Source organism: Streptomyces sp. Z423-1 (assembly GCF_013009255.1).
GTDB lineage: Bacteria > Actinomycetota > Actinomycetes > Streptomycetales > Streptomycetaceae > Streptomyces > Streptomyces gossypiisoli.
On record NZ_CP053109.1, the window covers coordinates 5,267,767 to 5,291,122 of the forward strand.

Here is a 23,356-nt window from a genome sequence, read left to right on the forward strand (position 1 = left end):
GTGCCATGGATCGTTTTCCGAATGCGGCCAACGTCGATTTCCACAGCCCTCTGGACCTCTCCAGGGCCGCCGCCGCGGTACTGGACGCCGACGGCCGCATCTCCGGATGGGGATCCTCGGCCCAGCGCCTCCTCGGACACCCACCCGAGGACGTGCTCGGCCAGTCGGCCGCCCGGCTGCTGGCGGCGACCCCCGGCACGACCCCCGGCCAGCGACTGGCCGCCCTCTGCAAGGCGCGCAAGCCCCGCAGCACCGTCTTGGACCTCTGCTGCCGGGACGGACGCGTCCTGCGCGCGGCCGTGACCTTCAGCCCGCTCGTGAACCAGGGCGCCGCCGCCACCGTCGTGGTCGCGGCCGACCTGGAGGCGCTGCGCGGCTGGGAGGCGCAGCTGGCGATGCTGCAGGGACTGGCGACCGAGTCTCCCGTGGGCCTGACGATCTTCGACACCGACAAGCGCGTCGTCTGGGGGAACGTCTCCACCGATCTGGAACTCGCGGGGGTCGCCCAGTACATCGGCCGACCGGCCGCGGATCTCTTTCCCGAAGGCGAATTCATCTCCCGCCACCACCCCCCGGACGAAGACCAGGTGATGGAGCACGTGCTGGCCACGGGGGAACCGATCATGGGCATGCACTATCGCGGACGCGCCCCCGTCGACCCGGTGCGCGAGCACGTCTGGTCCTGCTCGTACCACCGGCTGGTGGACGCCCGAGGCGAACCGCTGGGGCTGTTCGAGGAGTCCCTGGACATCACCGACCGCTACCGCGCCCAGGAACGACTGTCACTGCTGGTGCGGGCGGGAAAGCGCATCGGCGCCTCGCTGGACGTGCGTCGCACAGCCGCGGAGCTTGCCGACGTGGCCGTACCGCAGCTGGCCGACGAGGTGCTGGTGGACCTGCCGCCGGCGGTCATCGAGGGCCGGCAGCCGCCGACGGGCTCGGCGCCGGGGCACAATATGCTGCGGATGCACGGCCGGACCCCGGAAGACTTCCGGACCACTCCCGTCTCCTACCCACCATCGTCACCGCAGGCTCTGAGCCTGGCCACCAGCGGCCTCGTCGTCGAAGCCGCCCCGCCCGACGAACCGGGGAGAACGGGATCGGCCGCCCCGCACTCCTGCCTCTTCGTCCCGCTGCTCACCCGCGGTGCGGTCCTGGGCCTTGCCACCTTCCGGCGCAGCAGCAACCCCGACCCCTTTGGACCCGAGGAACAGACGCTCGCCATGGAACTGGCCGAGCGAGCCGCCGTCGGCATCGACAACGCCCGCCGCTACACCAGCCAGCATGCGGCGGCCCTGGTACTGCAGCGCAGCCTGCTGCCACAGCACCTGCCCGAGCAGAGCGCGGTCGACGTGGCGTACCGCTACCTGCCCGCCGACAGTCGCGTGGGTGTGGGCGGCGACTGGTTCGACCTGATCCCGCTGTCCGGTGCCAGAGTGGGCCTGACGGTCGGCGACGTGGTGGGCCACGGCGTGCACGCGGCCGCGACCATGGGCCGACTGCGCGCCACCGTACGGACCCTGGCCCTGCTGGACCTGGACCCGGCCGAGCTGCTCACCCGGCTGGACGGCCTGGTCGCGCAGGACTCGGAACCCCGCGCGGACGACGGGGGCAGCGACGAGGGGCTCGGGGTGACCTGCCTGTACGCGATCTACAACCCGGTCAGCGGCCGCTGCGTCTGGGCGAGCGCGGGCCATCCCCCGCCGCTCGTGGCCGATGCGAGCGGCGCGGTGGCCTTGTCCGCGCTGGCGCCGGGACCGCCCCTGGGGCTGGCCACCCTGCCCTACGAGAACGTGGAGCTGAGCCTGTCCAACGGCAGCATCGTGGCGTTCTTCACCGACGGCGTCGTCGAGGACCGGCGCACCGACATCGACACCGGAATCGACCGTCTCGCCCATGTGCTCACCTGGCAACGAAGCCCACTGGAGGAACTGTGTGACCGGGCGCTGTCGACCCTGCCGCCCGGACCGCAGGCGGACGATGCCACGCTGCTGCTCGTCCGCACCCGGCGGCTCGACGCCGACCATGTGGCGGACCTGGAGCTGCCGTCCGACCCGGCCATGGTGGCGCACGCCCGCGCGGTCGCCGAGCGCCAGCTGGAGACCTGGGGCCTGCCCGAACTGTCCTTCACCGCCGCACTCGTGGTGAGCGAACTGGTCACCAACAGCATCCGGTACGCAGGCGGGCCGGTCATGCTGAGGCTGATCAGGGACCGCTCCCTGCTGTGCGAGGTCTCCGACCATGCCCACACCGCACCTCACCTGCGGCGAGCGCGTCGGGACGAGGAGGGAGGCCGCGGCCTGTTCCTCGTCGCCCAGATGTCCCAGCGCTGGGGCACGCGGTACACCGGGTCCGGGAAGACCATCTGGGCCGAGCTGGCCATCCCGTAGTTCTGGCCAGAGCGGCCTCGTTCTGGCCAGAGCGGCCTCAGAGCTCAGAGGAATCTCCCCTTGTGGAACAGCAGAGGCGCCCCGTCCTCGTTGTCGCCCACGCCCAGCGTCGCCACCCGCCCCACCACGATGAGGTGGTCCCCGCCCGTGTGCACCGCGTGGATCGTGCAGTCGACCCACGCGAGGGTGCCCGCGAGGCGGGGTGAGCCGGAGACGGGCGCGGTGTCGTACGCGACCCCCGCGAACTTGTCCCCGCCGCTCACCGCGAAGCCCCGGCACAGTTCGCCCTGGCCCGCGCTCAGCACGTTGACGCAGAAGACCCCGGCGCGGGCGATGCGCGGCCAGGTCGTCGACGTGCGGCCGACCATGAAGGCGACGAGGGGTGGGTCGAGGGAGAGGGAGGAGAAGGACTGGCAGGCGAAACCGGCGGGGCCGTCGGCGGCGGGTGCGGTGACGACCGTGACGCCGGTGGCGAAGTTTCCGAGGACGCGGCGGAACTCCTGCTGGTCCACGGGCGCCCGCTCGTCGTCGCGGACGCATCGCAGCACCGGGCGCGGCAGGGCCCCCACGGGGCCGTGGGTCCCGGTCGCCCTGAGGTAGCGGACGGCGGCTTCGGCTGTCCCTGCTTGTCCCATCACGTTTATCATTGAAGCTGACGGATCGTCAGATAGGAAGCCTCGTGACGGACCTCGCCGGACCCCGGCGTACGCTCCGCCTCATGGGGTGGGGAGACAACGGCCGGGCGGTCCGGTGTGCCTGGCTGAGCTGGACGGACGCCGATCGGACGGTCGCCGTCGCGGTGTGTGCGGCGCAGTTGCCCGCGGCCTGGCTGCTGTGGTGGTGGATCACCGACGCCCAAGTGGACAACTACCGCGTCGGCTATGAGCCTCTGGGCGGGTTCTTGGCGCTCGTCCTCGCGCCGCTCGTGCTGCCGGTGCTGGGCATGGTGCAGACGGTCGCGCAGATCAGCCCGGCGGCCCTGCTGGCGCATCCGTCGGCCGTGCGATTCCGGGGGCCTGGCTGGGCCTGGCATCTGCTGTACGCCGTGGTGTTCGGCGCCGCCTGGGCGGCGCTGTTCGCGGCGCTGTGGGACTGGCCGTTCATGGCGACGGCCCTGGCGTTCGCGGCGCTGGGCGCGCTCCCCGTGCTCGGCGTCGCGTTCGCCCGCCGGCGCGCCCGGATAACCGGCCACAGGTGGGGGGCGGTGGGCGTGTGGGGGAGCGGCTGCTTCGGCTGCTTCGGGCTGTTCGTGCTGGCCTTCGGAGGCGGGGCGCTGGCCACCGCAGTCGGACTCATCGAGGAGTACGAGCCTCCGAAGCTGTCCGCCGGGCAGCTGGCCGGGGTCTGGCGGGGCGTGGACGGGACGGTGCTGCGGCTGGAGCCGGGTGGGCTGGCCGAGTTCGTCGACCTGCCGGCCGAGCCCGAAGTGTTCGGCGACCCGACATTCGTGGTGTGCGACGGCACCGGCACGTGGTTCCTCGACACCGAGGGCCGTCACGACTCCGACGGCGTGGAGGGCCCCGAGGAGCGGGACGGTGTGGTCGTACGGCTCGACGACGGGTGTGGGCAGCAGACGTACTGGGTGATCGGCGGCACGGAGCAGGAGCCGGAGCTGTTCGTGCCGTTCGGTGATCTGGACGCGCCGGACCTGTGGATCCTCCAGCGGGACTGACGACCGCTCTCACCGCCCCCGGTACTCAGGACTCCTGCGCTCCACGAAGCTCGCCAGGCCCTCCCGGGCGTCCTCCGTCGCCATGTTGATCTCCTGGGCGGCGGCCTCGGCGGCGAAGGCGGTGGCGCGGTCGGTGTCGAGGGAGGCGTTGACGAGCTGTTTGGTGAGGGAGAGGGCGCGGGTGGGGGCGACGGCGAGACGGGCCGCCCACTCGCCTGCCGTTTTATCCAACTCCCCGTCCGGCACGACCCGGTTGACCAGGCCGAGGCGTTCGGCGTCGGCGGCGGTGAGGGCGTCGCCGAAGAACATCAGCTCCTTCGCCCGCTGCGGTCCGATCAGGCGCGGCAGCAGATACGCACCGCCGCCGTCCGGCACGAGGGCCCGGCGTACGAACACCTCGGTGAACCTGGCCGATTCCGCGGCGAGTACGAGGTCGCAGGCGAACGCGAGATGAGCGCCGAGGCCCGCCGCCGTGCCGTTCACGGCGGCGATCACGGGCTTCTCGCAGTCGAGGACGGCGGCGATCAGCCGCTGGGCACCCACGCGGAGGGTGCGGGCCACGTCACCGGCGATCCGCTCCCCGGCCGCGGCGCCGTTGCGGAGGTCCGCGCCCGCGCAGAAACCGCGTCCGGTGCCGGTGAGGACGACGGCTCGTACGTCCGGGTCGGCGGAGGCGTCGGAGAGCAGCTGGATGATGCGTTCACGCTGGTCAGGGGTGATGGCGTTGAGAGCTTCGGGCCGGTTGAGGGTGATGCGCGCGACGTGATTGTCAGTGGTGTGCCGTATCAATGACTCAGCGGATTTTTCCGGCTCCACGGAATTCTCCGGTTCTTCTGGTCTGCGTAAGTACGGGGGGATCAGGCATGTTCGGCTCATCACGCGTATTCGGCTCATCACGCGTGTTCGTCTCAGCTGCACACCGCCAGCGCGTCCAGCGCCACCGCTCCCTGCCCGCGGGGCAGGACCATCAGCGGGTTGATGTCCAGTTCCGCGAGCTGGTCGCCGAGTTCCAGGGCGATGCGCTGGGCGCGCAGGATGACCTCGACGAGGGCGTCGACGTCGGACGGGGGGCGGCCGCGGACGCCGTTGAGGAGGGGGTGGCCGCGGAGTTCGGTGAGCATGTCGTGGGCCTCGTGTTCGCCGAAGGGCGGGATCCGTACCGCCGCGTCCCGCAGGACCTCGACGAGGACGCCGCCGAGACCCGCGGTCACCGTCGGGCCGAAGAGGTCGTCGTGGGTGATGCCGACGACCATCTCGACGCCCTGCTCGACCATCTGGCAGACCAGGACGCCGTCCAGGGAGACGTCCTCGTAGCGGGCGATGTCGGTCAGTTCGCGGTAGGCGTCGCGGACCTGGGCGGCCGAGGTCAGGCCGATCTTCACCAGGCCCAGCTCCGTCTTGTGGGCGAGCTGGGCGCCGGACGCCTTCATCACCACCGGGTAGCCCACCAGCCCCGCCGCCCGCACGGCCGCCGCCGCGCTGGTCACCAGCTGCTCGCGCGGCACCCGGATGCCGTACGCCCGCAGCAGCTGCTTGGCCGCGTGCTCGCTCAGCTGCTGTCCTGGGCGCATCAGCTCGCGCGCCTTGCGGAAGGAGGGCGAGGGCGTGCGCGGGGCGTCGTCGAAGGGGGAGCGGTAGTCGCGGACGAAGCGGTGGTGGGCGAGGTAGGCGCGGACGGCGGTGAGGCAGTTGCCGACCGTGCGGAAGGTGGCCACGCGCGAGGAGCCGAGCAGCACCTCCCGGTACGCCGGCTCGGTGCCGACCGGCGAACCCCACACCACGCACACCAGCTTCTCCGTCTGCTCGGCCGCGTCCACCAGGTCCCGCACGAGCCGGTCGCTGAGCGGCGGGAACGGGCCGGTGATCGGGCAGATCAGCACCCCGACCTCCGGATCGGCGAGGATCGCGTCGATGATCTTCCGGCCGCGCCAGTCGCCCACCGGGTGCCCGCCGTTGTCGACGGGGTTGGCCACGCTCAGATACGGCGGGATCCACTGGTGCAGCTCGGCCTGCCGGGCCTCGGACAGCACCGGGAGGCGCAGTCCCGCCGCCGTCGCCAGGTCGGCGACGTGCGCGCCCGTGCCGCCCGAGATCGAATAGACGGCCACACCGTCGGCGCGCGGCGGGCGGGCGCGGGCCAACAGGGCGGCGGTGTCCTGGAGTTCGTCGAGGGCGTCGACCCGGATCACGCCGTACTGCCGCATCGCCGCGTCCACCACCGCGTCCGCGCCGGTCAGCTTGCCGGTGTGTGAGGCGGCCGTGCGGGCGCCGGTCTCCGTGCGGCCCACCTTGACCGCGACCACCGGCACCCTGCGCCGGGCGGCCCGGTCGGCGGCGAGGAGGAAGGAACGGCCGTCCTTCAGACCCTCGACGTAGGCGGCGATGGCGCCGACCTCGGGGCGCTCGGCGAAGTAGGAGATGAAGTCGGCGGTCTCCAGGTCGGCCTCGTTGCCGGTGGGGGCCCAGTGGGAGAGGCGGATGCCGAGTTCCTGGAGGGCGAAGACGGGGCGGCCCTGGTGGCCGGACTGGGTGATGAGCGCGATCGCCGGTCCGTCCAGGTCCTGCCGGAAGTCCTCGAAGGCGTTGAGGTTGGTGTTCGGGCCGAGCAGACGCAGGCCGCAGCGGCGGACGGCGGCGGCGAGACGGGCCTGCGCGGCGGCGCCCTCCTCGCCGGTCTCCGCGAAACCGGAGGCGAACGCGACCGCGAACCTGACCTTGGCCTCCGCGAGTTCCTCGACGACGGGAAGGGGGTCGGCGACCAGCAGTACGGCGAGGTCGACCTGTTCGGGCAGGTCGGAGACGGAAGGAGCACAGGGTATGCCGAAGACGGACTGACGGGTGGGGTGCACCGGGTGCAGCCGCGCGCCGACCCGCTCGGCCCAAGCGATCAGCTGCCGTGTGATGCCGGTGTTCGGACGCCCCTCGGCGTCCGAGGCGCCGATCACGGCGACGGACTCGGGACGGAAGAAGCGGTCCAGGTCGGGGACGTCGGCGTGCAGCGGTCGGCCGCTGACGTCGAGGTCGTCCACGTCGGCCGCACGGCCGTGGACGGCGGGGCCGGGCCGCCCGTCGCCACAGGCGATGACCCGGGCCCGGCGGGCGTCGGTGGTGAGGGTGCCGTGGGTTGATCCAAGCATCGGTCCGCCCGCTTCTGTGTGACGGCATGAGTAACTGACGCAGTGTCAGATTACTGAACTGACGTAGGGTCAGGAAATGGTCGTGCGGGCGGAATTGATGCGCTTGCGGGTCCTGCCGGTCAGCCGGGGATGCGGGACACCCGGTCGCCGCTTCTTCGGGCGATCGCCCTGGCGATCTTCTCCGCGTCGAGGGCGAGTTCGCGGAGCATGCCGCTGATGGGGTTGGTGAAGCCGGTGAAGTACAGGTCGGGGGCGTTCTTCGGGGCGCGGGCGCCGTGCACGACCGGCCTGCCCCGGTCGTCGAGGACGTCGAGATGGCCGACCAGCGGTTCCAGTGCGCGGACGTAACCGGTGGCGGCGATCACCGCGTCCGGCCCGATGCGGTCGCCGTCGGCGAGGACGACCTTGTCGCCGTCGAAGCCGTCCACCGCGGCCACGACCTCGACCCTGCCCTTGCGGACCGCGTCGATGAGGCCGACGTCCTGGACCGGGACCGCGCCCTCGGTGACCCTGCTGTACAGGCCGGTGTCGGGGCGGGGCAGGCCGTACTCGGTGAGGTCGGGCAGGCTGAGCCTGGCCAGCGGCCGGGCGAGCCGGTCCACCAGGCCGACCGGGAGGCGGCGGACGAGGATGCCGCTGTACTGGGCGGGCCAGCCGGCGGTGGAACGGCGGACGATGTGCGGCGCGGTGCGCACCGAGAGCCGTACGCGCGACGCCCCGCCCTCGACGAGGTCGACGGCGATCTCGGCGCCGGTGTTGCCGACACCGACGACCAGGACGTCCCGGCCGGCGTAGGGCGCGGGGTTGCGGTACGCGGAGGCGTGCAGGAACGCGCCGGTGTACGTGTCCCGGCCGGGCCAGTCCGGGATGCGCGGGGTGTGGTTGTAGCCGGTGGCGACGACGACCGCGCCGCCGGTCAGCCGACGGCCGCCGGTGGCGTGCAGCAGCCAGCCGGTGCCGTCGGGTGCGCGCTCGACGCGGGAGACCTCGACTCCGGTGACGATCTCCAGTTCGTGGTGCTCGGCGTACTTCTCCAGATACCGCACGACATCGTCCCGGGACACCCACCGGCCGAACCGGCGCGGCATCGCCAGCCCGGGCAGGGCGGACAGGCGCCGGGTGGTGTGCAGGTGCAGCCGGTCGTAGTGCCGCCGCCAGGAGGCACCGACGCGGTCGGACTTCTCCAGGACGACGGCCCGAATCCCCCGGGCCCGCAGGGCATGGGCGGCCGCGAGTCCACCGGGCCCGGCGCCGATCACGTAGACGGGCCGATCGACGGGCGCCTGCCGAGCGGTACGGCTGCCCTTCTGCCGCGGAACTTTCACGGCCTCCGGGCTCGCGGCCGTTGGCGCGGCCTCCGAGGCGGCGATCTCCGGGCTCGCGGCCTGCGGTTCCTCTTCGTTGGTGGGCGCTGTGGAGTCGGGCATGGTACGGAGCGTAACCACATGCCGGGTTGATGGGTCTCGGTCAAGACCGGAATTGGTTGCGGATCGATCACGGGTGGGGGAGGAGTGGGTGGGGCTTGTGGCGTAGGGAGATCGGTTGTGTGCGATCCGGGGAGGTGAGAGCGGCTGGGCGGCCTCCGGCCGTGACGGAGAGACGGAAGCCGCGTTCGGGGAGGAGTTCCCTCTGAGGTGTTACGTCCGACCGTCATGACGACGGTCCTGCGCTCCACTGGCCGGTGCTTCACGTGAGGGCACAGGTCTTCCTCGCCCGCGCAATCTGACGTACCGTCAGATCCATGGACACGATCTGGCTCACCGGTGCCGAATGGCTGGCCGTGCTGCGGATCGGGCTCGGGCTGTGGTGGTTGGAGAGCTGGCGGCACAAGGACAAGAAGGCGTGGTTCGAACGCGGCTCCGGCATCGCCTGGGCCGCCGACGTGGCCGCCAAACACCGCTGGAAGACGGTGCGTTCGGGCTTCCAGACCGTGGTCGCACCCCGGCCGCGCGTGATGGCGTACGTCGTCGCCTACGCCGAACTCGCCCTGGGCCTGGGCCTGATCACCGGTTTCCTGACCCCGATCGCGCTGGTCGGCGGGCTGCTGCTGAACGCCGTCTACTTCGTGCTCATGATCCACGACTGGGCCGAGCAGGGGCAGAACCTGATGATGGCGCTGATCTCGGTGGTCGCGCTGTTCGGGATGTCCTGGCAGACCTGGTCACTGGACGGCGCGCTCGGGTGGTTCGGATGAGTGCGCGGTACGACGTACCGGAGGCGGACGCCTTCACGCGGACGTACTGGGACGCGGCTGCGCACGGGCGGCTGCTGGTGCGGCGGTGCTGGGCGTGCGGGCGGGCGCATCACTACCCCCGCGAGTTCTGCCCGTACTGCTGGAGCGAGGACGTGACCTGGGAGGAGGCGAGCGGCCGCGCCACCCTCTACACCTGGTCCGTGGTCCACCGCAACGACCTCCCGCCCTTCGGCGAGCGCACCCCGTACGTCGCCGCGGTCGTCGACCTCGCGGAGGGCCCGCGGATGATGACGGAGATCGTCGGGTACGGCGACTACGGCGACGAGAGCGAGCTGCGCGCCGGTGCCGCACTGGAGGTCGACTTCCGGGAGGGCGTCCCGGTCTTCCGGATCCAGCCGAATCCGGGGTGAAACGCGGCGGCCGACGGGATTCAATGGGGCGATGGCCCTCATGAACTCGCGGTCCCTCACCCATCCCCACCACCCCGAGCCGTACGGCCACGGTCTGCGCCTGCACCGCTGGGACCCGGCCTCCGACGCGGACGTCGCGACCTGGCTGCGCGGCCTGTCCGACCCGGAGTTCCGGCGCTGGAACACACCCCTGAACCCGGTCACCGACCTCGCCTCCGCCCGCGCGTCCCTCCGCGCCAAGGCCGACAACGCGGCGAACGGCACCAGCGCGTCCTTCCGCATAACCGACGCGGAGACAGGTACGACCCTCGGCCACATCGGCATCAACGAGATCGACCACGTCTTCCGCGTCGCCCGCGTCGGCTACTGGATCCTCCCCGAGGCCCGCGGCCGGCGCGCCGCCACCCGCGCCCTCACCCTCGCCGCCCACTGGGCCCTCACCGACCTGGGCCTGCACCGCCTGGAACTCGGTCACGCCGTGGGCCACGACGCCTCCTGCCGCATAGCCGACCGCTGCGGCTTCGCGCCCGAGGGCACCCTGCGCGACGCGATGTGGGAGGCGGACCGCCGGGACGCCTTCCGCGACGTCCATCTGCACGCCCGCCTGGCGACGGATCCGGAGACCGGTGCTGTCGTGGACGAGCCGTGAGGCGCGCATCCGGCGAGTACGCGGCCGCCACCTGGACCCTCACGGAGGACCTCGACGCCTTCCTCGCCCACGCCGGCCCCTTCCTGCGCTCCCGCCCAGCCCGGCACACCGTTCCCCTCACCGTGACCGACGCCCTGCGCAGGCACGGACTCCGCACGTACGGGGACGAGCCGCCGTTCTTCGGCTTCCTGGAGCGCGCCGGAGCCGTACGAGCGGTCTGCTTCCGTACGCCACCGCACGGCCTGTACCTCACCGCCCTCACCCCCGACGAGGCCGACGTCTTCGCCGCCCACCTGGCGGCCCGGTCGAAGCGACTTCCCGGCGTCGCCGGGGTCCGTGACACAGCCGCCGCCTTCGCCGGGGCTTGGCAACGTCGCACTGGCGCCGCCGCGATGCCGCGCGGGCGCCAGCTGCTCTACCGGCTCGGCTCGCTGACGGTCCCGGAGCCCGCCCCGCCGGGCCGGGCGAGGGTGGCGGACGAGCGGGACCGCGAGCAACTCGCCCGCTGGTACGTCGAGTTCACGAGTGACGTAGGCGGGAACCCGCTCCGGGACCCGGCCGCCTGGGCCGACGCCCGCATCGCCCACGGCGGCGTCACCCTCTGGGAGAGGCCTGACGGCACCCCGGTCGCCATGGCCGGCGTGATGCCCGAGATCGCCGGTCAGGTACGGGTGGCGCCCGTGTACACCCCGGCTCCCTTCCGGCGACGCGGTTACGCGGGAGCGGTGACGGCCGAGGTGAGCCGCGCGGCACTGGCGGCGGGTGCCGAGGAGGTGCTGCTCTTCACGGACCTGGCCAATCCGACCAGCAACGCCCTCTATCGGAGGATCGGCTACGAGCCGGTGGTGGAGTTCGCGACGTACGCCTTCGACGGCCAGTAGGGCGTGCCGCCTCATGGCCACAGCAACTCCTTGCCCCACCCCCCACCACCCCTGACGTACCGAAGCCGCACATGCCGCCGCCGCTCGTCCCCCTGGAAGAACTCGACCTCGTCCGCGCGCAGTCGGTACAGCGTCCAGGTCGGTGACGGGGCCTCGGGGTCCTCCTGGGCCCTGGCCCACGCCGTTTCCGACGCCTGCGCCAGGGCCTCCAGGGACTCCATCGGCTCGCTCTGCCGCCCGGTCAGCGCGGCGGCCAGCGCGCCGGTCGAGCGGGCGTGCAGGTCGGCCAGGCTCTCGGCCGGTGGGGCGGTCGTGACCGGGCCGCGGACGCGGATCTGGCGGCCCTGGACGTGCCAGTAGAAGCCCACGGCGGCGTACGGCCGCGCGGCGAGCTGGCGGCCCTTGCGGCTGGTGGCGTGCGTCGCGAAGGACCAGCAGTCCTCCTCCGCGCCGTGCAGCATCACCGTCCGTACGTCGGGCAGGCCCTCCTCGTCCGACGTGGCCAGCGACATGGTGTGCGGCTCCGGCTGCCCCGCCGCCACTGCCTCCGCGAACCAGGAGGCGAACAGCGGCAGCGGGTCCGCGGGCGCGGCGGCCGGGTCGAAGGCGGGCAGGGCCGTGACGCCGGGGGCCCACACCCGCAGCGACCTGAGCAGCTCGTGAAGATCCGGTTCCATGCCGTCGAGTATCGCGGGCGCCCCGGGGCCGGGGCCGTCCACTTTTCTAGGTGTCGGTATGCGGGAGTCCTGCCGACATGCCTTTCAACAGCGCAAACACCGCGGCTATGACCGCCGCAGCCGTCACCGTGGACATCCTCACGGGCCGTGAGTACTTGCGCGTGTCAGAGGACAAGTCCGGGCGCCGGCGGTCCGTGACCGAGCAGCACAACGACAACGAGACTACAGCCGTAAGGCTCTGGAGTGGCTGCAAGTGATGGGCGACTGCGAACGGCAGGGCGTCATACTCCAGCTGTAGATCGTGATCTCGATGGTGAGGGGCGCCGAGGAGACAGGTGGTCAGTGTCGATCATCTGGACGAGATCGACCAAGCCACCGAGGGTGTCCGTTCCTTCTCGCCTACCCGACTACTCAAGTCCACCGAGACGGAGGGTGTCCCTTAATTCGCTGAGCTTCGCGGTCGTCGCCGGGGTCCGCTCCTTCGCCTGTCCAGCGAGTCGGAGGGCATCCTCAATCTCGTTGAGTTTCGCGTAGGGCAGGGCGCCCGCCCGCTCGATCAAGTCGTCCCGGGACACGGTGGTCAGCCACGTGCAAGGGGTAAAGCCCGGACACGGGAACGCGAACCGCAGCACGCCTTCAAAGGGCAGTCCTTCCATGGCGCCTACTGCCACTTCGACGCCCAGACCGCTGATGTCGACGCCCGCCGGAGCCACGACCTGCATCACCCGGATCCCGGACGCGTCGCCTTCCGACAGCAGTACGACCGGCCGCCGCTCGTCGAACTCGACCCACCAGACTTCGCCACGTTGCACATGTCCTCCTGACACAGGACGGCAGGCGGACGCTGCGCGACCCTGACGCGCTGTGGAGACGGGTGCGGCCACGTTGATCATCGGTGTGTGAAGACAAACGATCACGCGGTGGCCGCAGGTCACAGCGTAGACCCTGCCCGCTGGCAGGAGGCGTTCGATGGCCTGATGAGCCGGATAGCCGGGCGGTTCGCGCGGGTTGAACCCCGCCTCCGGGCCAAGCGCTTGGTGCTGGGCCTGCTGTCGGATCTGCCGCGCAAGAACTGCTGGACGATCGCAGAGTGGGCCGGGGAGGCCACCCCACACGGCATGCAGCATCTGCTGTGCAGGGCCGCCTGGGATGCCGAGGCCGTCCGCGACGACGTGCGCGAATACGTCGTCGAGCACCTCCACGACGAGGCCGCAGTGCTGGTCGTCGACGAGACCGGCGACGTGAAGAAGGGCACACGCACCGTCGGGGTCCAGCGCCAATACACCGGCACCGCCGGGCGGATCGAGAACTCTCAGGTCGCCGTCTACCTCGTCTACGCCAGCGAGCGCGGGCACGCGGCGGTGGACCGAGAGCTGTACATCCCGCGCTCCTGGACCTGCGATCCGGACCGCTGCCGGGCCGCGGGGCTCGGCGAGGGCACCGTCTTCGCGACCAAGCCGGAACTGGCCCGGGTGATGATCGAACGGTTCCTGGACGCTGGACACCGCGTCGGCTGGGTCACGGGTGACGAGGTCTACGGACAGCGGTTCTACGACTGGGCCGTCATCGACCTCGCCGAGGCGGCACCGGGCCACCACCAATTGCTGATCCGCCGCAACCGCACCACCGGTGAACTCGCCTATTACCGCTGTCACTCCACGACGTCGGCATCCCTCGCCATCCTGGTCAAGGTCGCAGGTTCCAGATGGCGGTTGGAGGAAACCTTCCAAAGTGAGAAGGGGCTGGCCGGACTGGATGAGCACCAGGTCCGCCGCTACCCCTCCTGGGCCCGCTGGGTCACCCTCGCGATGCTGGCCCATGCCTTCCTCGCCGTCGTCCGCGCCGACGAACACGCACAGTGCCCCACGCCGGCCAACCTGATCCCGCTGACCTGTAACGAGATCCAGCGCCTGTTCATCAGTGTTGTTGTCCGGCCCGCTCACGGCCCGCTCACGGCCCGCTCACGGCCCGGCCCACCGGCTCAGCTGGTCCGCCTGGCGACGCAGTCACCAGGCGCGATCACGAGCCAGCCACTACCGGAGACAAGTGTGACTGAGCACTGCAGTTGGCCATCCTGAGCACCGAAGTTGGTCGCCCCGAGCCAAAAGCTGAGGGGTTCATCGGTCGCTGGGAGTAGGTCCTGCGCCTCAGGCGCGCTCCGCGCCTGCTGGCTAGGGTCGGTCCTCATGGAGACCACGGGAATCGTTCGTCGCCAGACGGCGGAGCGTATGCGCGACGCTCTGGAGCAGCTCGTTACCGAGCGGGATGTATGGGTGTCGACGGCTCACCCTGATCACGGGCCGCACCAGGTGCCGCTGTGGTTCTTGTGGGATGGACGAGCGGTGTGGATGTGTACCAGCGCCACTTCCGTGACTGCGCGGAACGTCCGCAAAGAGCCGCGCGTGCGTCTGGCGCTACCGGACACCTTCGACGTGGTGCTCCTCCAGGGTGAGGCGGAGTGCTTCCCGGACGAGGAGGTGCCCGAAGGCGCAGCGGAGGCGTTCGCCGACAAGTTCGGGTGGGATCCGCGCGTGGAGGAGGGTTCCTTTCTGTATGTACGCGTGGTCCCAAGGACTGTGCGCGCTTGGCGCGGCGAGCCGGAATTACGCGGGAGAGTCATCATGCGCGACGGAATGTGGCTGGAATAACGGCCGTCCCTCGCCGACGGGCCTCTCTCGGATCACGATCTACAGCTGGAGTATTAATCACCAGTGACAACCGACTCTATGACCGGCCCTCTCACGCTGCCTCGTCCAAGACTTCCCGCACTTCCGGCACGTCGCGGTATTCCTCCAGCCTCTGTAGGACTACCTTTACGCGCTCTGCCGTTCGCTCGCTCGCAACGTCCGCGGAAAGCGTGATGACCCGTTGGGCCGTCGCTGCGGCCTCCTCCGGTTCGTTGGCGTCCGCCAATGCAACGGCAAGCCAAGACAGGTAGAGAGCAAGCTCTCTCGTGTGCGTGGCGTCGTACCGGGCGAGGACTTCCCGCAGCAACGGCACCGCGCGCAGTGGGCGTTTCAGCTCCGTATAGACGCGCGAATCCATGACTTGCAACTCGCCTGCATCAACCCAATAGAGGTACTGGGGTGATTCACGCCCCTCGCCATCTTCGGCCAACGCCTCGGACGCCTCGCCCAGGGCACGCATTGCAGGCTGCGCCTCATTAGCTTTGGTATGAGCCCAGGCCACACGATCGAGGTAAAGCGCCCGCGCCTTCGCGGGCGCATCCTCACCCGTCTGATCGAGCGCCGCCCGAGCAAGCGCCACCCCTTCCTGTTCCTGACCCGTGTTGCTGTATTGGTAGGCGAGTGATCCGGTAAGATTGCCGACCAGCGTTCTGTCCTCCGCCTGCTGGGCCGCACTCATGCCCAGCTTATAAATGCGTTCGGCTTCCTCATGACGCCCAGCATCAGAGGCAATCCATCCGGCAATCTGGGCCAGTTCGCCAATCTGAGAGAGCAAGGCGCGCCCGACTTCGTCACTGTGGCTTCCCTCGCGGTATAGCTTCACCGCTGATTTCAGCTCACGCAGCGCAGGGCTGATTAGGTCTCCCCCCGCCAGGACGTCGTCGGCGAGACGCAATCCGTGCACGCGTCCGGCCAGATCGGTAACATCACGCGCGCCAATCCGGCGTCCGTGTCCAGCCTTCAACGGAGCCAACGGATCACCATCCGGAAGGAAGTCGGCGACCGTTACGGGAACGCCTTCTTGGGCGCCGGCGCCGGCGGCTTGCTGAAATTCGACTAGGGGCACACCGAGAGCGGCAGTAATGAACGGCAGCCATTCCCGGGGTGTGCGCTTCCCCTTCTCATACCGGTAAATGTCCTGCCGGGTCAGAGAGTCGGACGGTAATCCAGCCGCGCGGCATGCCTCCGCCGCTAGCCGTGTCTGACTCCACCCCTTGTTCTGTCGTAGACGTCGGATCATGTGGGCCGCTGTCTCCCCGCGCATGCCTCAAGTCTGGCCTACAACGGGCCTACATGGGGCCGCTAGGCAGCGAATCGGCGGAGCGGCAGCGTGGCGTGCACAAGAGACCCCGGCGACCGCGCGAACGGCCCCGGGGCATGGCCAACGCTCAACCCGAGAGGGAGCGTCGACAATGCAATGCCTATCACGTGCGCTCGAATGGATGAGAGCGGTCCTGTTCGGACCGCGCACCACCCGTGAGCACAGCCGCTCCGCACCGCCCCACGCAGCACCCCAGGTGCCCTTTCACCGACTGTCGCCGGACATGCGGGGCGCAAGGCTCGTCACCGCGCGCAGGCACCGCAAAGAGCGGCACGCAGCGCCCCCGCGGGGGCCCCAACCGCAGGGGCGCGCCGAGTGGCTCCCGCCCCGTGACTGGGAGGCAGAGGAAGCCTGGGAGCCCACGGGCGCCCTTGTCCGACCGTACGTGGCAGCGCTGGGCGCAGCGCCCGCGGACGCCCGCGCAGGCGCCCAGGAAGCGCACCGGGAGGCTGCCCCGTGGCGATGACGATTGAGGTCTACCGGATCAACCCGAACACGGGCGTCCGTACTGAGGTGATCAGGAAGCACACGGTCAAGCCTGTGGACGCGCCGGAAGTAGGCCAGAAGTACCCGCCGTGTTCGTGCCCGCACTGCGTCGGCAGCGCCGAAAGGCTGCGCGTCAAAGTGGCCGAAGCAAACCGGCGCAGCAGGGGGGAACTGTGACGCGTTCTCTCATCAGAGAGGCTGAATGGACGCTCGGACCGGAAACTGGGGAGGAGGCCCCGCACGCCATCTATTCCGCCGTGTGCATCGCTTGTGGTGCAGAAGCGCCGGCACAGGACAACGACCCTGAACCTGTGGAGATTTGGGCTCTGAAACACTCGGGCCTGAATCCCTCGCATCGGCAGTACAAGGCCATGGTCGAGACGTATTGGCGCGTGACTCCGGCGGAGGGCAACCCCTATCGGGAACTGGACGCGCAGGGCGTCTGAGCGCGTCCAGCACGAAACCCGATGGCTGCCTTCCGGGGCGCCGCGAGACACCCGGGCAGCACGCGGGACCCCCGTCCTGGTCCCCCGTCCAGGACCGACATACGCCCCCAACTGTTCGTCTAGAACTATCAGTCGGGGGCAGCCTTGCTGCGCGCGGTGAGTGATGGCGCCGGTAAGGTGCGCACCTCGGCGGGGCCTACACCGACCCCAGATCCGACGACACCCACCGCTCCGGACGCATCCGGATGACCACCATCTCCCCGTGGTTCTTCAACGAGAACTCGACGTATTCCTCGACCTTCTCGGCCGGCAGATAACGCGCCGAGATCTCGCGCAGCTGCTCGACGGTGAAGGGGACGGTGTCCACGACCGGCCCCTCGACCGACACATAGCGGACGGTGGGCTCCACCCGGTCGACCATCAGCGTGAAGCGCCCTGCCGCGCTGATCAGCCGGTGCTTGCGGGAGTCCTGTCCCGTCAGGATCCACACGTCACCGCCGGGCTCGTACTGGTACCAGATCGGCACGCTGAGCGGGGCCCGGCCCTCCTCCGCGGCCACCGCCAGTGCGGCGATGTGCGGCTCGGCCAGGAACTCCTCGCGCTCCTCGCGGGTCAGTGCCATACGAATCTCCTCCAGCGGCGTCGTCGAACAGCCTGTGACGACCACAACACCACGCCGGGGGCCGGTGTTCCGTCAGCGACCCAGCACCACCGTCCCCGACGAGCAGAACCAGCCGCCCGTCCCCGACGCCACCCCCAGCCGCGGCAGCCCCCCGCCCGCGCCGCGCACCTGCCGTGCCCCCGCCTCTCCGCGCAACTGCCGTACCGCCTCCACCAGCAGGAACAGTCCCCGCATCCCGGGATGCTGGGCCGACAGACCGCCCCCGTCGGTGTTCACCGGCAGCTCCCCGCCCTCGACCAGCAGCCGCCCCTTCTCGACGAACGCCCCGCCCTCGCCCTTCCCGCAGAAGCCCAGGTCCTCCAGCGTCACCAGCGTCATGTAGGTGAACGCGTCGTAGATCTCCGCGAAGTCGATCTCCGCCGGACGCACCCCGGCCCGCTCGAACGCCAGTCGTCCGCTCACCGCCGCCGGAGAGCGGGTGAAGTCCGGCCACTCGGACATCGCGGAGTGCGAGACGTGCTCCCCGGTGCCGAGGATCCACACCGGAGCGGTACGGCAGTCCGGTACGACGTCCTGCGCGGCCAGCAGGACCGCCGCGCCGCCGTCCGAGCGGAGGCAGCAGTGCAGCTTGGTGAAGGGGTCCGCGATCACCGGGCCGTCCAGGACGTCGTCGACGGTGATCGGCGTGCGGAACATGGCCTCCGGGTTCAGCGCCGCGTTCGCCCGCGCCTGCACCGCGACCTCCGCCAGCTGCTCGATCGTCGTCCCGTACTCGATCATGTGACGACGGGCCGCCATCGCGTACTTGGCGATCAGGGTGTGGCCGTACGGCACCTCGAACTGCAGCGGCCCGCGCGCGCCGAAGGAGAGGTTGCCGGTGCGGCGCCCGGCCTTGACGTCCGCGCGGGCCGTCGAGCCGTACACCAGCAGCACCGCCCGCGCATGCCCCGCCGCGATCGCGTCTGCCGCGTGCGCCGCCATCACCTCCCACGTCGAGCCGCCGACCGACGTGGAGTCGACCCAGGTGGGGCGCAGGCCCAGATACTCGGCCACCTCCACCGGCGCCAGCACGCCCGTGCCGGCCGACGCGAAGCCGTCGACGACCGCCCGGTCCAGACCGGCGTCCGCGAGGGCCTGGCGGGCGGCCTGGGCGTGCAGGGTGTACGGGGTTGCGTCGTCGACACGGCCGCAGTCGGACAGGGACACGCCCACCACGGCGACTTTCCGGGTAGCAGCAGCCATATTTCTGACGGTACATCAGAAATGGGTATGGGTGGTTGGCTGTCGTCGGCCTAATATGACAGGCCGTCAGATCGAGGGAGGCCGTTCATGGACGCCAGCTTCACGCCCGAGCAGGACGAGATCCGCCGCACCCTCCGCGAACTGCTCCGCCGCCGCTGCACCCCCGAGCAGCTGCGCGCCGCCCTCGACACCCCGGCCGGACACGACCCCGCCCTCTGGTCCGCCCTCGCCGAACGGCTCGGCCTGCCCGGCCTCGCCCTCCCCGAGGCCTACGGCGGCGTCGGCTGCTCCGCGACCGAACTCGCCCTCGCCGCCGAGGAGACCGGCCGCGCGCTCGCCCCGTCGCCGATGATCCCCACCGCCGTCCTCACCGCCCCGCTCCTCCTCGCCCTCGGGACCGCGGCCCAGCGCGCCGAGCTCCTCCCGCGCATCGCCTCCGGCCACCTCACCGCCGCCCTCGCCGTCCCCGGCCCCCACCTCGCCACCGCCCTCGCGCTGACCGGCGGCAACGCGGGCGACTGGGCGGGCGGCGGCCGGGCGGGGGGCGTGCAGGCGCGCCGGTCGGACGGTGACTGGCGGCTGTACGGGGAGGTCGACCAGGTGCTGGACGGCCACAGCGCGGGGCTGCTGGTCGTCGCCGCGCACACCGGGGGGTTCGCCCGGTCGCGGACGCTGCTGTTCCTCGTGCCGGGGGACGCCGCCGGGCTGACCCGCGTACGGCAGACCGCCCTCGACGCGACCCGGCCACGGGCGCGGATCCAACTGCGGGACGTGAGAGCGGAGTTGCTGGGCGCCGATCAGCCCCCTGTCATCGACGCCCATGCCCTCGACGCCCTCGCCGCGCTCGGCGACACCGCCGCCGCCGTCCTCGCCGCCGAAGCCGTCGGCGCCGCCGACCGCGCCCTGGAACGGACCGTCGAACACGTCGGGCAGCGCAAGCAGTTCGGGCGGCCCATCGGCTCCTTCCAGGCGGTCAAGCACCGGCTGGCCGACGTGTACGTGCAGGTGCAGGCGGCGCGTTCGGCGGCGTACTACGCCGCATGGGCCACCAGCCACGGCGAGCGCGTCGGCGGGCTGGCACTCGCCCAGGCGCTGGAGGCGCTGCGGACCGCCGCCGCCGAGGGCATCCAGCTGCACGGCGGCCTCGGTTTCACCTGGGAGCACGACGCCCACCTGTACTTCAAGCGCGCGGCCGGCGACGAGCTGCTGTTCGGGCCGGTGCACCGGCTGCGCGCGCAGGCCGCCGAGGCGGCGCGGCTGTTCGAGCGGGTGGAGGTGGCCGTCTGATGGGTGTCGCCGGGATCGTGCAGAAGGTCTCCTCGACCAGGGGCTTCGCGAAGGTCGCCCCCTACGTCGTCCCGGCCCTGGACCGGGCCGTCCACCGCCTCACCCGCGGAAAGGTGCTGCTCAGCGCGACGCTGCTGCCGGGCGTGATCCTGACCTCGACCGGCGCGCGGAGCGGGCAGCGGCGCCGTACGCCGCTCGCGTGTATGCCGGAGGAGGGCGGACGGAGCTGGATCCTCGTCGGCTCCAACTTCGGCCGGACGGGTCACCCGGCCTGGACCCACAACCTCCTCGCCCATCCCGACGCCGAGATCAACTTCAAGGGCCGGGACATCCCCGTCACCGCCCGGCTGCTGGCGGGACAGGAGCGGGCGGCGGCCTGGCGGGCGGTGCTGGCGTTCTGGCCGCCGTATGCGACGTATCAGGCACGGGTGACGCGCGAGATCCGGATCTTCCGGCTCGTACGAAAATGATCGTGCTCGTACGGAGAGGACTCCCCGCTGTGGCTCCTACAGCGTCGCCAGCCGCTGTACGAGGAGAAACGCCCCGATTCCCAGCATCGCCGCCCCCGACGTCCGCGCCACCGCCCGCGCCGCCGCCGGGCGCGCCCCCAGCACCGCGCGCGCCGCGAGGCCGACGCCGAGGTAGACCGCGGCACAGCACGCCATGTGCAGCAGCCCGAGGACGGCGGTCTGGGCCGGAACCGGCAGGTGCCCGTGCCCGAGGACGAGGAACTGCGGGAGTACCGAGAGGTAGAGCAGCAGGCCCTTGGGGTTGAGCCCGCTGATCATCGCGCCGCGCAGGAACACCCGGCGCCCGGCCACCGGGGTGTCGTCCCCGGCCTCCGGCGTCCCCGGGCGGCGCAGCACGCCCCACCCCAGCCACACCAGATACGCCGCCCCGACCACCGTCAGCGCCGTGAGCAGCACCGGCGATCCCGCCACCAGGACCGCCAGACCCGCCGCCGCGAGCAGCGTGTGCAGCGCATAGCCGCTGACCAGGCCCGCCACCGCCGTGACCGGCGAGCGGTCGCGCAGACCGGCCGAGATCACATACGCCCAGTCCGCGCCCGGTACGCACACCAGCAGCAGGTCGAGGGCGAGGAAGGAGATCAGGGTTGCGGCGTCCATGATGGCGAGATTAGGTCGGAAGTGCCCGAAAGTGTTCCCGAAGTTTTCCCGTGATCGCCATTTCTGGGGAAGAATCTTCCCCATGGACGACATGGACCGGAAGATCCTTGCCGAGCTGCAGCAGGACGGGCGGCTGACCGTGACCGAGCTGGCCGCGCGAGTGCGGCTGAGTGTGTCGCCGTGTCATCGGCGGCTGCGGGAGCTGGAGCGGTCGCGGGCGATCAGCGGGTACCGGGCCGTGGTCGATCCGGGGGCCGTGGGGCTGACCTTCGAGGCGCTGGTCTTCGTGTCCATGCGGCAGGAGGACCGGGCCACGGTCGCCGAGTTCGAGAAGGCGGTCAGCGAGGTGGAGCACGTGCTGGACGCGCAGCGGCTGTTCGGGGAGCCGGACTATCTGCTGCGGGTGGCCACCGCGGACCTCGCCGCTTTCCAGCGGCTGTACGACGAGCGGCTCGCGACGCTGCCGGGGGTGCAGCGGCTCACCTCCACGCTGGTGATGAAGCACGTGGTCAAGGACCGGCCGCTGCCGGCGTGACACGTGACAGGCGGTGGCCCACCCGGGTGAACCACCGCCTGCCTGACAGGACTTGGAAAGGAAAAAAAGGAAAAGGGGCCGGCGCGGCTACCTGGTCGGCTTCTTTCCGGTGATGCCCAGATGTACCAACAGGGCGAGATTCGGCTTGAGTTCGGCCTGTTTGACGCCCCAGCTCTGGAAGCCCTTCTGGTGCGAGGCCACCGCGGCCAGCATCGCGACCAGGGAACCGGCGATCGCCGCCGGGTTCACGTCCTTGTCGACGCGGCCCTTGGACTGGAGTTCGGTGACAGCGTCCACCAGGGAGTTGTTCACGGAGTTCAGGATCTTCATGCGGATCTTGTAGAACCGCTTGTCCCCCTCGGCGGCGCCGAGATCGACGACGCGCAGGATCGCGTCGTTCCTGCGCCAGAACTCCAGGAAGCCGTCGACGAGTTCCTGGGCGGTCTGCCAGCCGGCCTTGCCGACCCAGGTGCGGCCTTCGAGGAGTTCCGTCAACCCGGCGCCCTCGGCGGCCATTTGCTCGGCGATCTCCAGGACGGCGCCCTCGACGTCCGGGAAGTACTGGTAGAAGGTCGCGGGCGAAGTGCCCGCCCTCCGGGCGACATCGATGACCTTGACGTCCCGGTAGGGAGAGGAGCTGAGCATCTCGCTGAGGCAGTCGAGCAGCTTCTGCCGCGTCGCCTGCCCGCGCCGACCGGCCACGCGGCCGTCGACGGTACGCACTTGTCCTGTCATGTCGTCAGCTTACCGAGGGGTGATGGGAGCGCGATTCGGCCGACTGCAAATGGGGTGCATGGGGTATGTGGGCGCGGTGTGGCCGGTGAGCGGGGTGCGGACGGCGCCGCTACTTTGGCGGCATGGCCGAAAACAGCACATCTGCTCGCGAAGCGGCATACACCGAGGGCGTCCCGTGCTGGGTGGACGCGCAGCTCGCCGACGTCGAGGCGGGCAAGCGGTTCTACGGTGAGCTCTTCGGATGGTCCTTCGAGCCGTCGTACGGCGGAACCGTGTGGGCGTACCACGAGGGCGAGCCCGTCGCCGCGCTCGCGCAGAAGGCGGACGGCCGGCTGCCCACGGTCTGGACGGTGTACTTCGCGACGCCGGACGCCGAGGCGCTCACCCGGCGGATCCGGGCGGCCGGCGGCCAGGTGGTCACCGCGCCGATGCCGGTCGGCGAGCTGGGCGTCGCCGCGCTGGCCACCGACCCCGAGGGCGCGGTGTTCGGCCTGTGGCAGCCGGGGACGCACACCGGCTTCGGCCTGCGGCACGCGCCCGGCGCCTTCGTCTGGGCCGAGCTGTACGCCCGTGACACCGCCGCCGCCAACACCTTCTACGGCGATCTCTTCCACGACGCCCTGTTCGGGCCGGACGCCGAGCCCGACTTCGGCCGGGCCCCGCTCGCCGACGTCTTCCCGGCCGAGATGCCGCCGCACTTCATCGTCCATTTCGGGGTGACGGACTGCGAGGCCGCGCTCGCCGAGGTGAACCGGCTCGGTGGCCGGATCCAGGCGGGACCTTTCGACACTTCGTACGGCACGGTGGGGATGGCCACGGACGACCAGGGGGCGTCGTTCGGGCTGCTCCAGCTCTGAC

The 23,356-nt window shown here is 70.9% G+C and carries 24 protein-coding genes and 1 pseudogene; 14 read left to right on the plus strand and 11 right to left on the minus strand.

The genetic code is table 11. The annotated features are described in order from the left end of the window. Positions 1-5 precede the first annotated feature (5 nt). Positions 6-2,390, plus strand: coding sequence for a SpoIIE family protein phosphatase (locus tag HJD23_RS23630; protein ID WP_171114667.1), 2,385 nt, complete (start codon positions 6-8; stop codon positions 2,388-2,390). Between the two features lie 44 nt (positions 2,391-2,434). On the opposite strand, the gene HJD23_RS23635 is transcribed toward HJD23_RS23630, so the two are convergent. Next, a complete protein-coding gene (locus HJD23_RS23635; RefSeq protein ID WP_171114666.1) occupies positions 2,435-3,025 on the minus strand; it encodes a flavin reductase family protein in 591 nt (196 codons plus the stop codon). A gap of 83 nt (positions 3,026-3,108) precedes the next feature. Between HJD23_RS23635 and HJD23_RS23640 the strand changes: the two genes are divergently transcribed. Continuing rightward, positions 3,109-4,062: a hypothetical protein gene (locus HJD23_RS23640; RefSeq protein WP_232107704.1), complete on the plus strand. Its 954-nt coding sequence runs from the start codon at positions 3,109-3,111 to the stop codon at positions 4,060-4,062. A 9-nt stretch (positions 4,063-4,071) separates the two neighbouring features. On the opposite strand, the gene HJD23_RS23645 is transcribed toward HJD23_RS23640, so the two are convergent. The 3 genes from HJD23_RS23645 to HJD23_RS23655 form a co-directional block, all read right to left on the minus strand. Then, on the minus strand, positions 4,072-4,938 hold the full coding sequence (locus HJD23_RS23645) for an enoyl-CoA hydratase-related protein (RefSeq protein WP_171118849.1): 867 nt from the start codon (positions 4,936-4,938) through the stop codon (positions 4,072-4,074). A 32-nt stretch (positions 4,939-4,970) separates the two neighbouring features. Continuing rightward, a complete protein-coding gene (locus HJD23_RS23650; RefSeq protein WP_171114665.1) occupies positions 4,971-7,199 on the minus strand; it encodes an acetate--CoA ligase family protein in 2,229 nt (742 codons plus the stop codon). Positions 7,200-7,318: 119 nt separating this feature from the next. Beyond that, positions 7,319-8,626, minus strand: a complete 1,308-nt coding sequence (locus HJD23_RS23655) for an NAD(P)/FAD-dependent oxidoreductase (RefSeq protein ID WP_171114664.1) — start codon at positions 8,624-8,626, stop codon at positions 7,319-7,321. Positions 8,627-8,940: 314 nt separating this feature from the next. Between HJD23_RS23655 and HJD23_RS23660 the strand changes: the two genes are divergently transcribed. From HJD23_RS23660 to HJD23_RS23675, 4 genes are read left to right on the plus strand one after another with little or no spacing between them, the layout of a single operon-like run. Beyond that, a complete protein-coding gene (locus tag HJD23_RS23660) occupies positions 8,941-9,393 on the plus strand; it encodes a DoxX family membrane protein (RefSeq protein WP_171114663.1) in 453 nt (150 codons plus the stop codon). Then, positions 9,390-9,803 carry an OB-fold domain-containing protein gene (locus HJD23_RS23665; protein ID WP_171114662.1) on the plus strand — a complete coding sequence of 138 codons (414 nt, stop codon included), beginning with the start codon at positions 9,390-9,392 and terminating at the stop codon, positions 9,801-9,803. The genes HJD23_RS23660 and HJD23_RS23665 overlap by 4 nt, the downstream gene beginning before the upstream one ends. 31 nt (positions 9,804-9,834) lie before the next feature. Then, positions 9,835-10,452, plus strand: coding sequence for a GNAT family protein (locus HJD23_RS23670; RefSeq protein WP_171114661.1), 618 nt, complete (start codon positions 9,835-9,837; stop codon positions 10,450-10,452). Then, positions 10,449-11,333, plus strand: a complete 885-nt coding sequence (locus HJD23_RS23675) for a GNAT family N-acetyltransferase (protein WP_171114660.1) — start codon at positions 10,449-10,451, stop codon at positions 11,331-11,333. Before HJD23_RS23670 ends, HJD23_RS23675 begins: the two co-directional genes overlap by 4 nt. Positions 11,334-11,344: 11 nt before the next feature. Here the strand turns inward: HJD23_RS23675 and HJD23_RS23680 are convergent, their stop codons facing one another. Both HJD23_RS23680 and HJD23_RS23685 read right to left on the minus strand, forming a co-directional pair. Further along, positions 11,345-12,010, minus strand: a complete 666-nt coding sequence (locus tag HJD23_RS23680) for a pyridoxal 5'-phosphate synthase (protein WP_171114659.1) — start codon at positions 12,008-12,010, stop codon at positions 11,345-11,347. A gap of 407 nt (positions 12,011-12,417) precedes the next feature. Next, the gene (locus HJD23_RS23685; protein ID WP_171114658.1) at positions 12,418-12,822 is read right to left on the minus strand and encodes a type II toxin-antitoxin system PemK/MazF family toxin; all 405 of its coding nucleotides are present in this window, start codon (positions 12,820-12,822) and stop codon (positions 12,418-12,420) included. A 165-nt stretch (positions 12,823-12,987) separates the two neighbouring features. On the opposite strand from HJD23_RS23685, the pseudogene HJD23_RS23690 reads away from it, so the two are divergent. Further along, positions 12,988-14,062, plus strand: a pseudogene (locus HJD23_RS23690) (IS701 family transposase). Positions 14,063-14,196: 134 nt separating this feature from the next. Beyond that, positions 14,197-14,658: a pyridoxamine 5'-phosphate oxidase family protein gene (locus HJD23_RS23695; RefSeq protein WP_171114657.1), complete on the plus strand. Its 462-nt coding sequence runs from the start codon at positions 14,197-14,199 to the stop codon at positions 14,656-14,658. A 91-nt stretch (positions 14,659-14,749) separates the two neighbouring features. On the opposite strand, the gene HJD23_RS23700 is transcribed toward HJD23_RS23695, so the two are convergent. Next, positions 14,750-15,961 (minus strand): helix-turn-helix transcriptional regulator, encoded by a 1,212-nt coding sequence (locus tag HJD23_RS23700; RefSeq protein WP_171114656.1) that lies wholly within the window; start codon positions 15,959-15,961, stop codon positions 14,750-14,752. Positions 15,962-16,474: 513 nt separating this feature from the next. On the opposite strand from HJD23_RS23700, the gene HJD23_RS23705 reads away from it, so the two are divergent. Both HJD23_RS23705 and HJD23_RS23710 read left to right on the plus strand, forming a co-directional pair. Next, positions 16,475-16,681, plus strand: coding sequence for a hypothetical protein (locus tag HJD23_RS23705; protein WP_171114655.1), 207 nt, complete (start codon positions 16,475-16,477; stop codon positions 16,679-16,681). Further along, positions 16,678-16,950, plus strand: a complete 273-nt coding sequence (locus tag HJD23_RS23710) for a hypothetical protein (RefSeq protein ID WP_171114654.1) — start codon at positions 16,678-16,680, stop codon at positions 16,948-16,950. The genes HJD23_RS23705 and HJD23_RS23710 overlap by 4 nt, the downstream gene beginning before the upstream one ends. A gap of 196 nt (positions 16,951-17,146) precedes the next feature. Here the strand turns inward: HJD23_RS23710 and HJD23_RS23715 are convergent, their stop codons facing one another. Continuing rightward, the gene (locus HJD23_RS23715) at positions 17,147-17,572 is read right to left on the minus strand and encodes a pyridoxamine 5'-phosphate oxidase family protein (RefSeq protein WP_171114653.1); all 426 of its coding nucleotides are present in this window, start codon (positions 17,570-17,572) and stop codon (positions 17,147-17,149) included. 72 nt (positions 17,573-17,644) lie between these two features. Next, a complete protein-coding gene (locus tag HJD23_RS23720) occupies positions 17,645-18,814 on the minus strand; it encodes an acetyl-CoA acetyltransferase (RefSeq protein WP_171114652.1) in 1,170 nt (389 codons plus the stop codon). An 87-nt stretch (positions 18,815-18,901) separates the two neighbouring features. Between HJD23_RS23720 and HJD23_RS23725 the strand changes: the two genes are divergently transcribed. Next, a complete protein-coding gene (locus tag HJD23_RS23725; RefSeq protein WP_171114651.1) occupies positions 18,902-20,101 on the plus strand; it encodes an acyl-CoA dehydrogenase family protein in 1,200 nt (399 codons plus the stop codon). Next, positions 20,101-20,571: a nitroreductase family deazaflavin-dependent oxidoreductase gene (locus HJD23_RS23730; protein ID WP_171114650.1), complete on the plus strand. Its 471-nt coding sequence runs from the start codon at positions 20,101-20,103 to the stop codon at positions 20,569-20,571. The genes HJD23_RS23725 and HJD23_RS23730 overlap by 1 nt, the downstream gene beginning before the upstream one ends. Before the next feature lie 36 nt (positions 20,572-20,607). On the opposite strand, the gene HJD23_RS23735 is transcribed toward HJD23_RS23730, so the two are convergent. Continuing rightward, positions 20,608-21,228, minus strand: a complete 621-nt coding sequence (locus HJD23_RS23735; protein ID WP_171114649.1) for a LysE family translocator — start codon at positions 21,226-21,228, stop codon at positions 20,608-20,610. 82 nt (positions 21,229-21,310) lie between these two features. Here HJD23_RS23735 and HJD23_RS23740 point away from each other — a divergent pair, with 82 nt between their 5' ends. Beyond that, on the plus strand, positions 21,311-21,763 hold the full coding sequence (locus HJD23_RS23740; protein ID WP_171114648.1) for an Lrp/AsnC family transcriptional regulator: 453 nt from the start codon (positions 21,311-21,313) through the stop codon (positions 21,761-21,763). Positions 21,764-21,850: 87 nt separating this feature from the next. On the opposite strand, the gene HJD23_RS23745 is transcribed toward HJD23_RS23740, so the two are convergent. Next, positions 21,851-22,486, minus strand: coding sequence for a TetR family transcriptional regulator (locus HJD23_RS23745; RefSeq protein ID WP_171118847.1), 636 nt, complete (start codon positions 22,484-22,486; stop codon positions 21,851-21,853). Between the two features lie 134 nt (positions 22,487-22,620). Here HJD23_RS23745 and HJD23_RS23750 point away from each other — a divergent pair, with 134 nt between their 5' ends. After that, positions 22,621-23,355 carry a VOC family protein gene (locus tag HJD23_RS23750; RefSeq protein WP_171114647.1) on the plus strand — a complete coding sequence of 245 codons (735 nt, stop codon included), beginning with the start codon at positions 22,621-22,623 and terminating at the stop codon, positions 23,353-23,355. The last annotated feature ends 1 nt before the right edge of the window (position 23,356 follow it).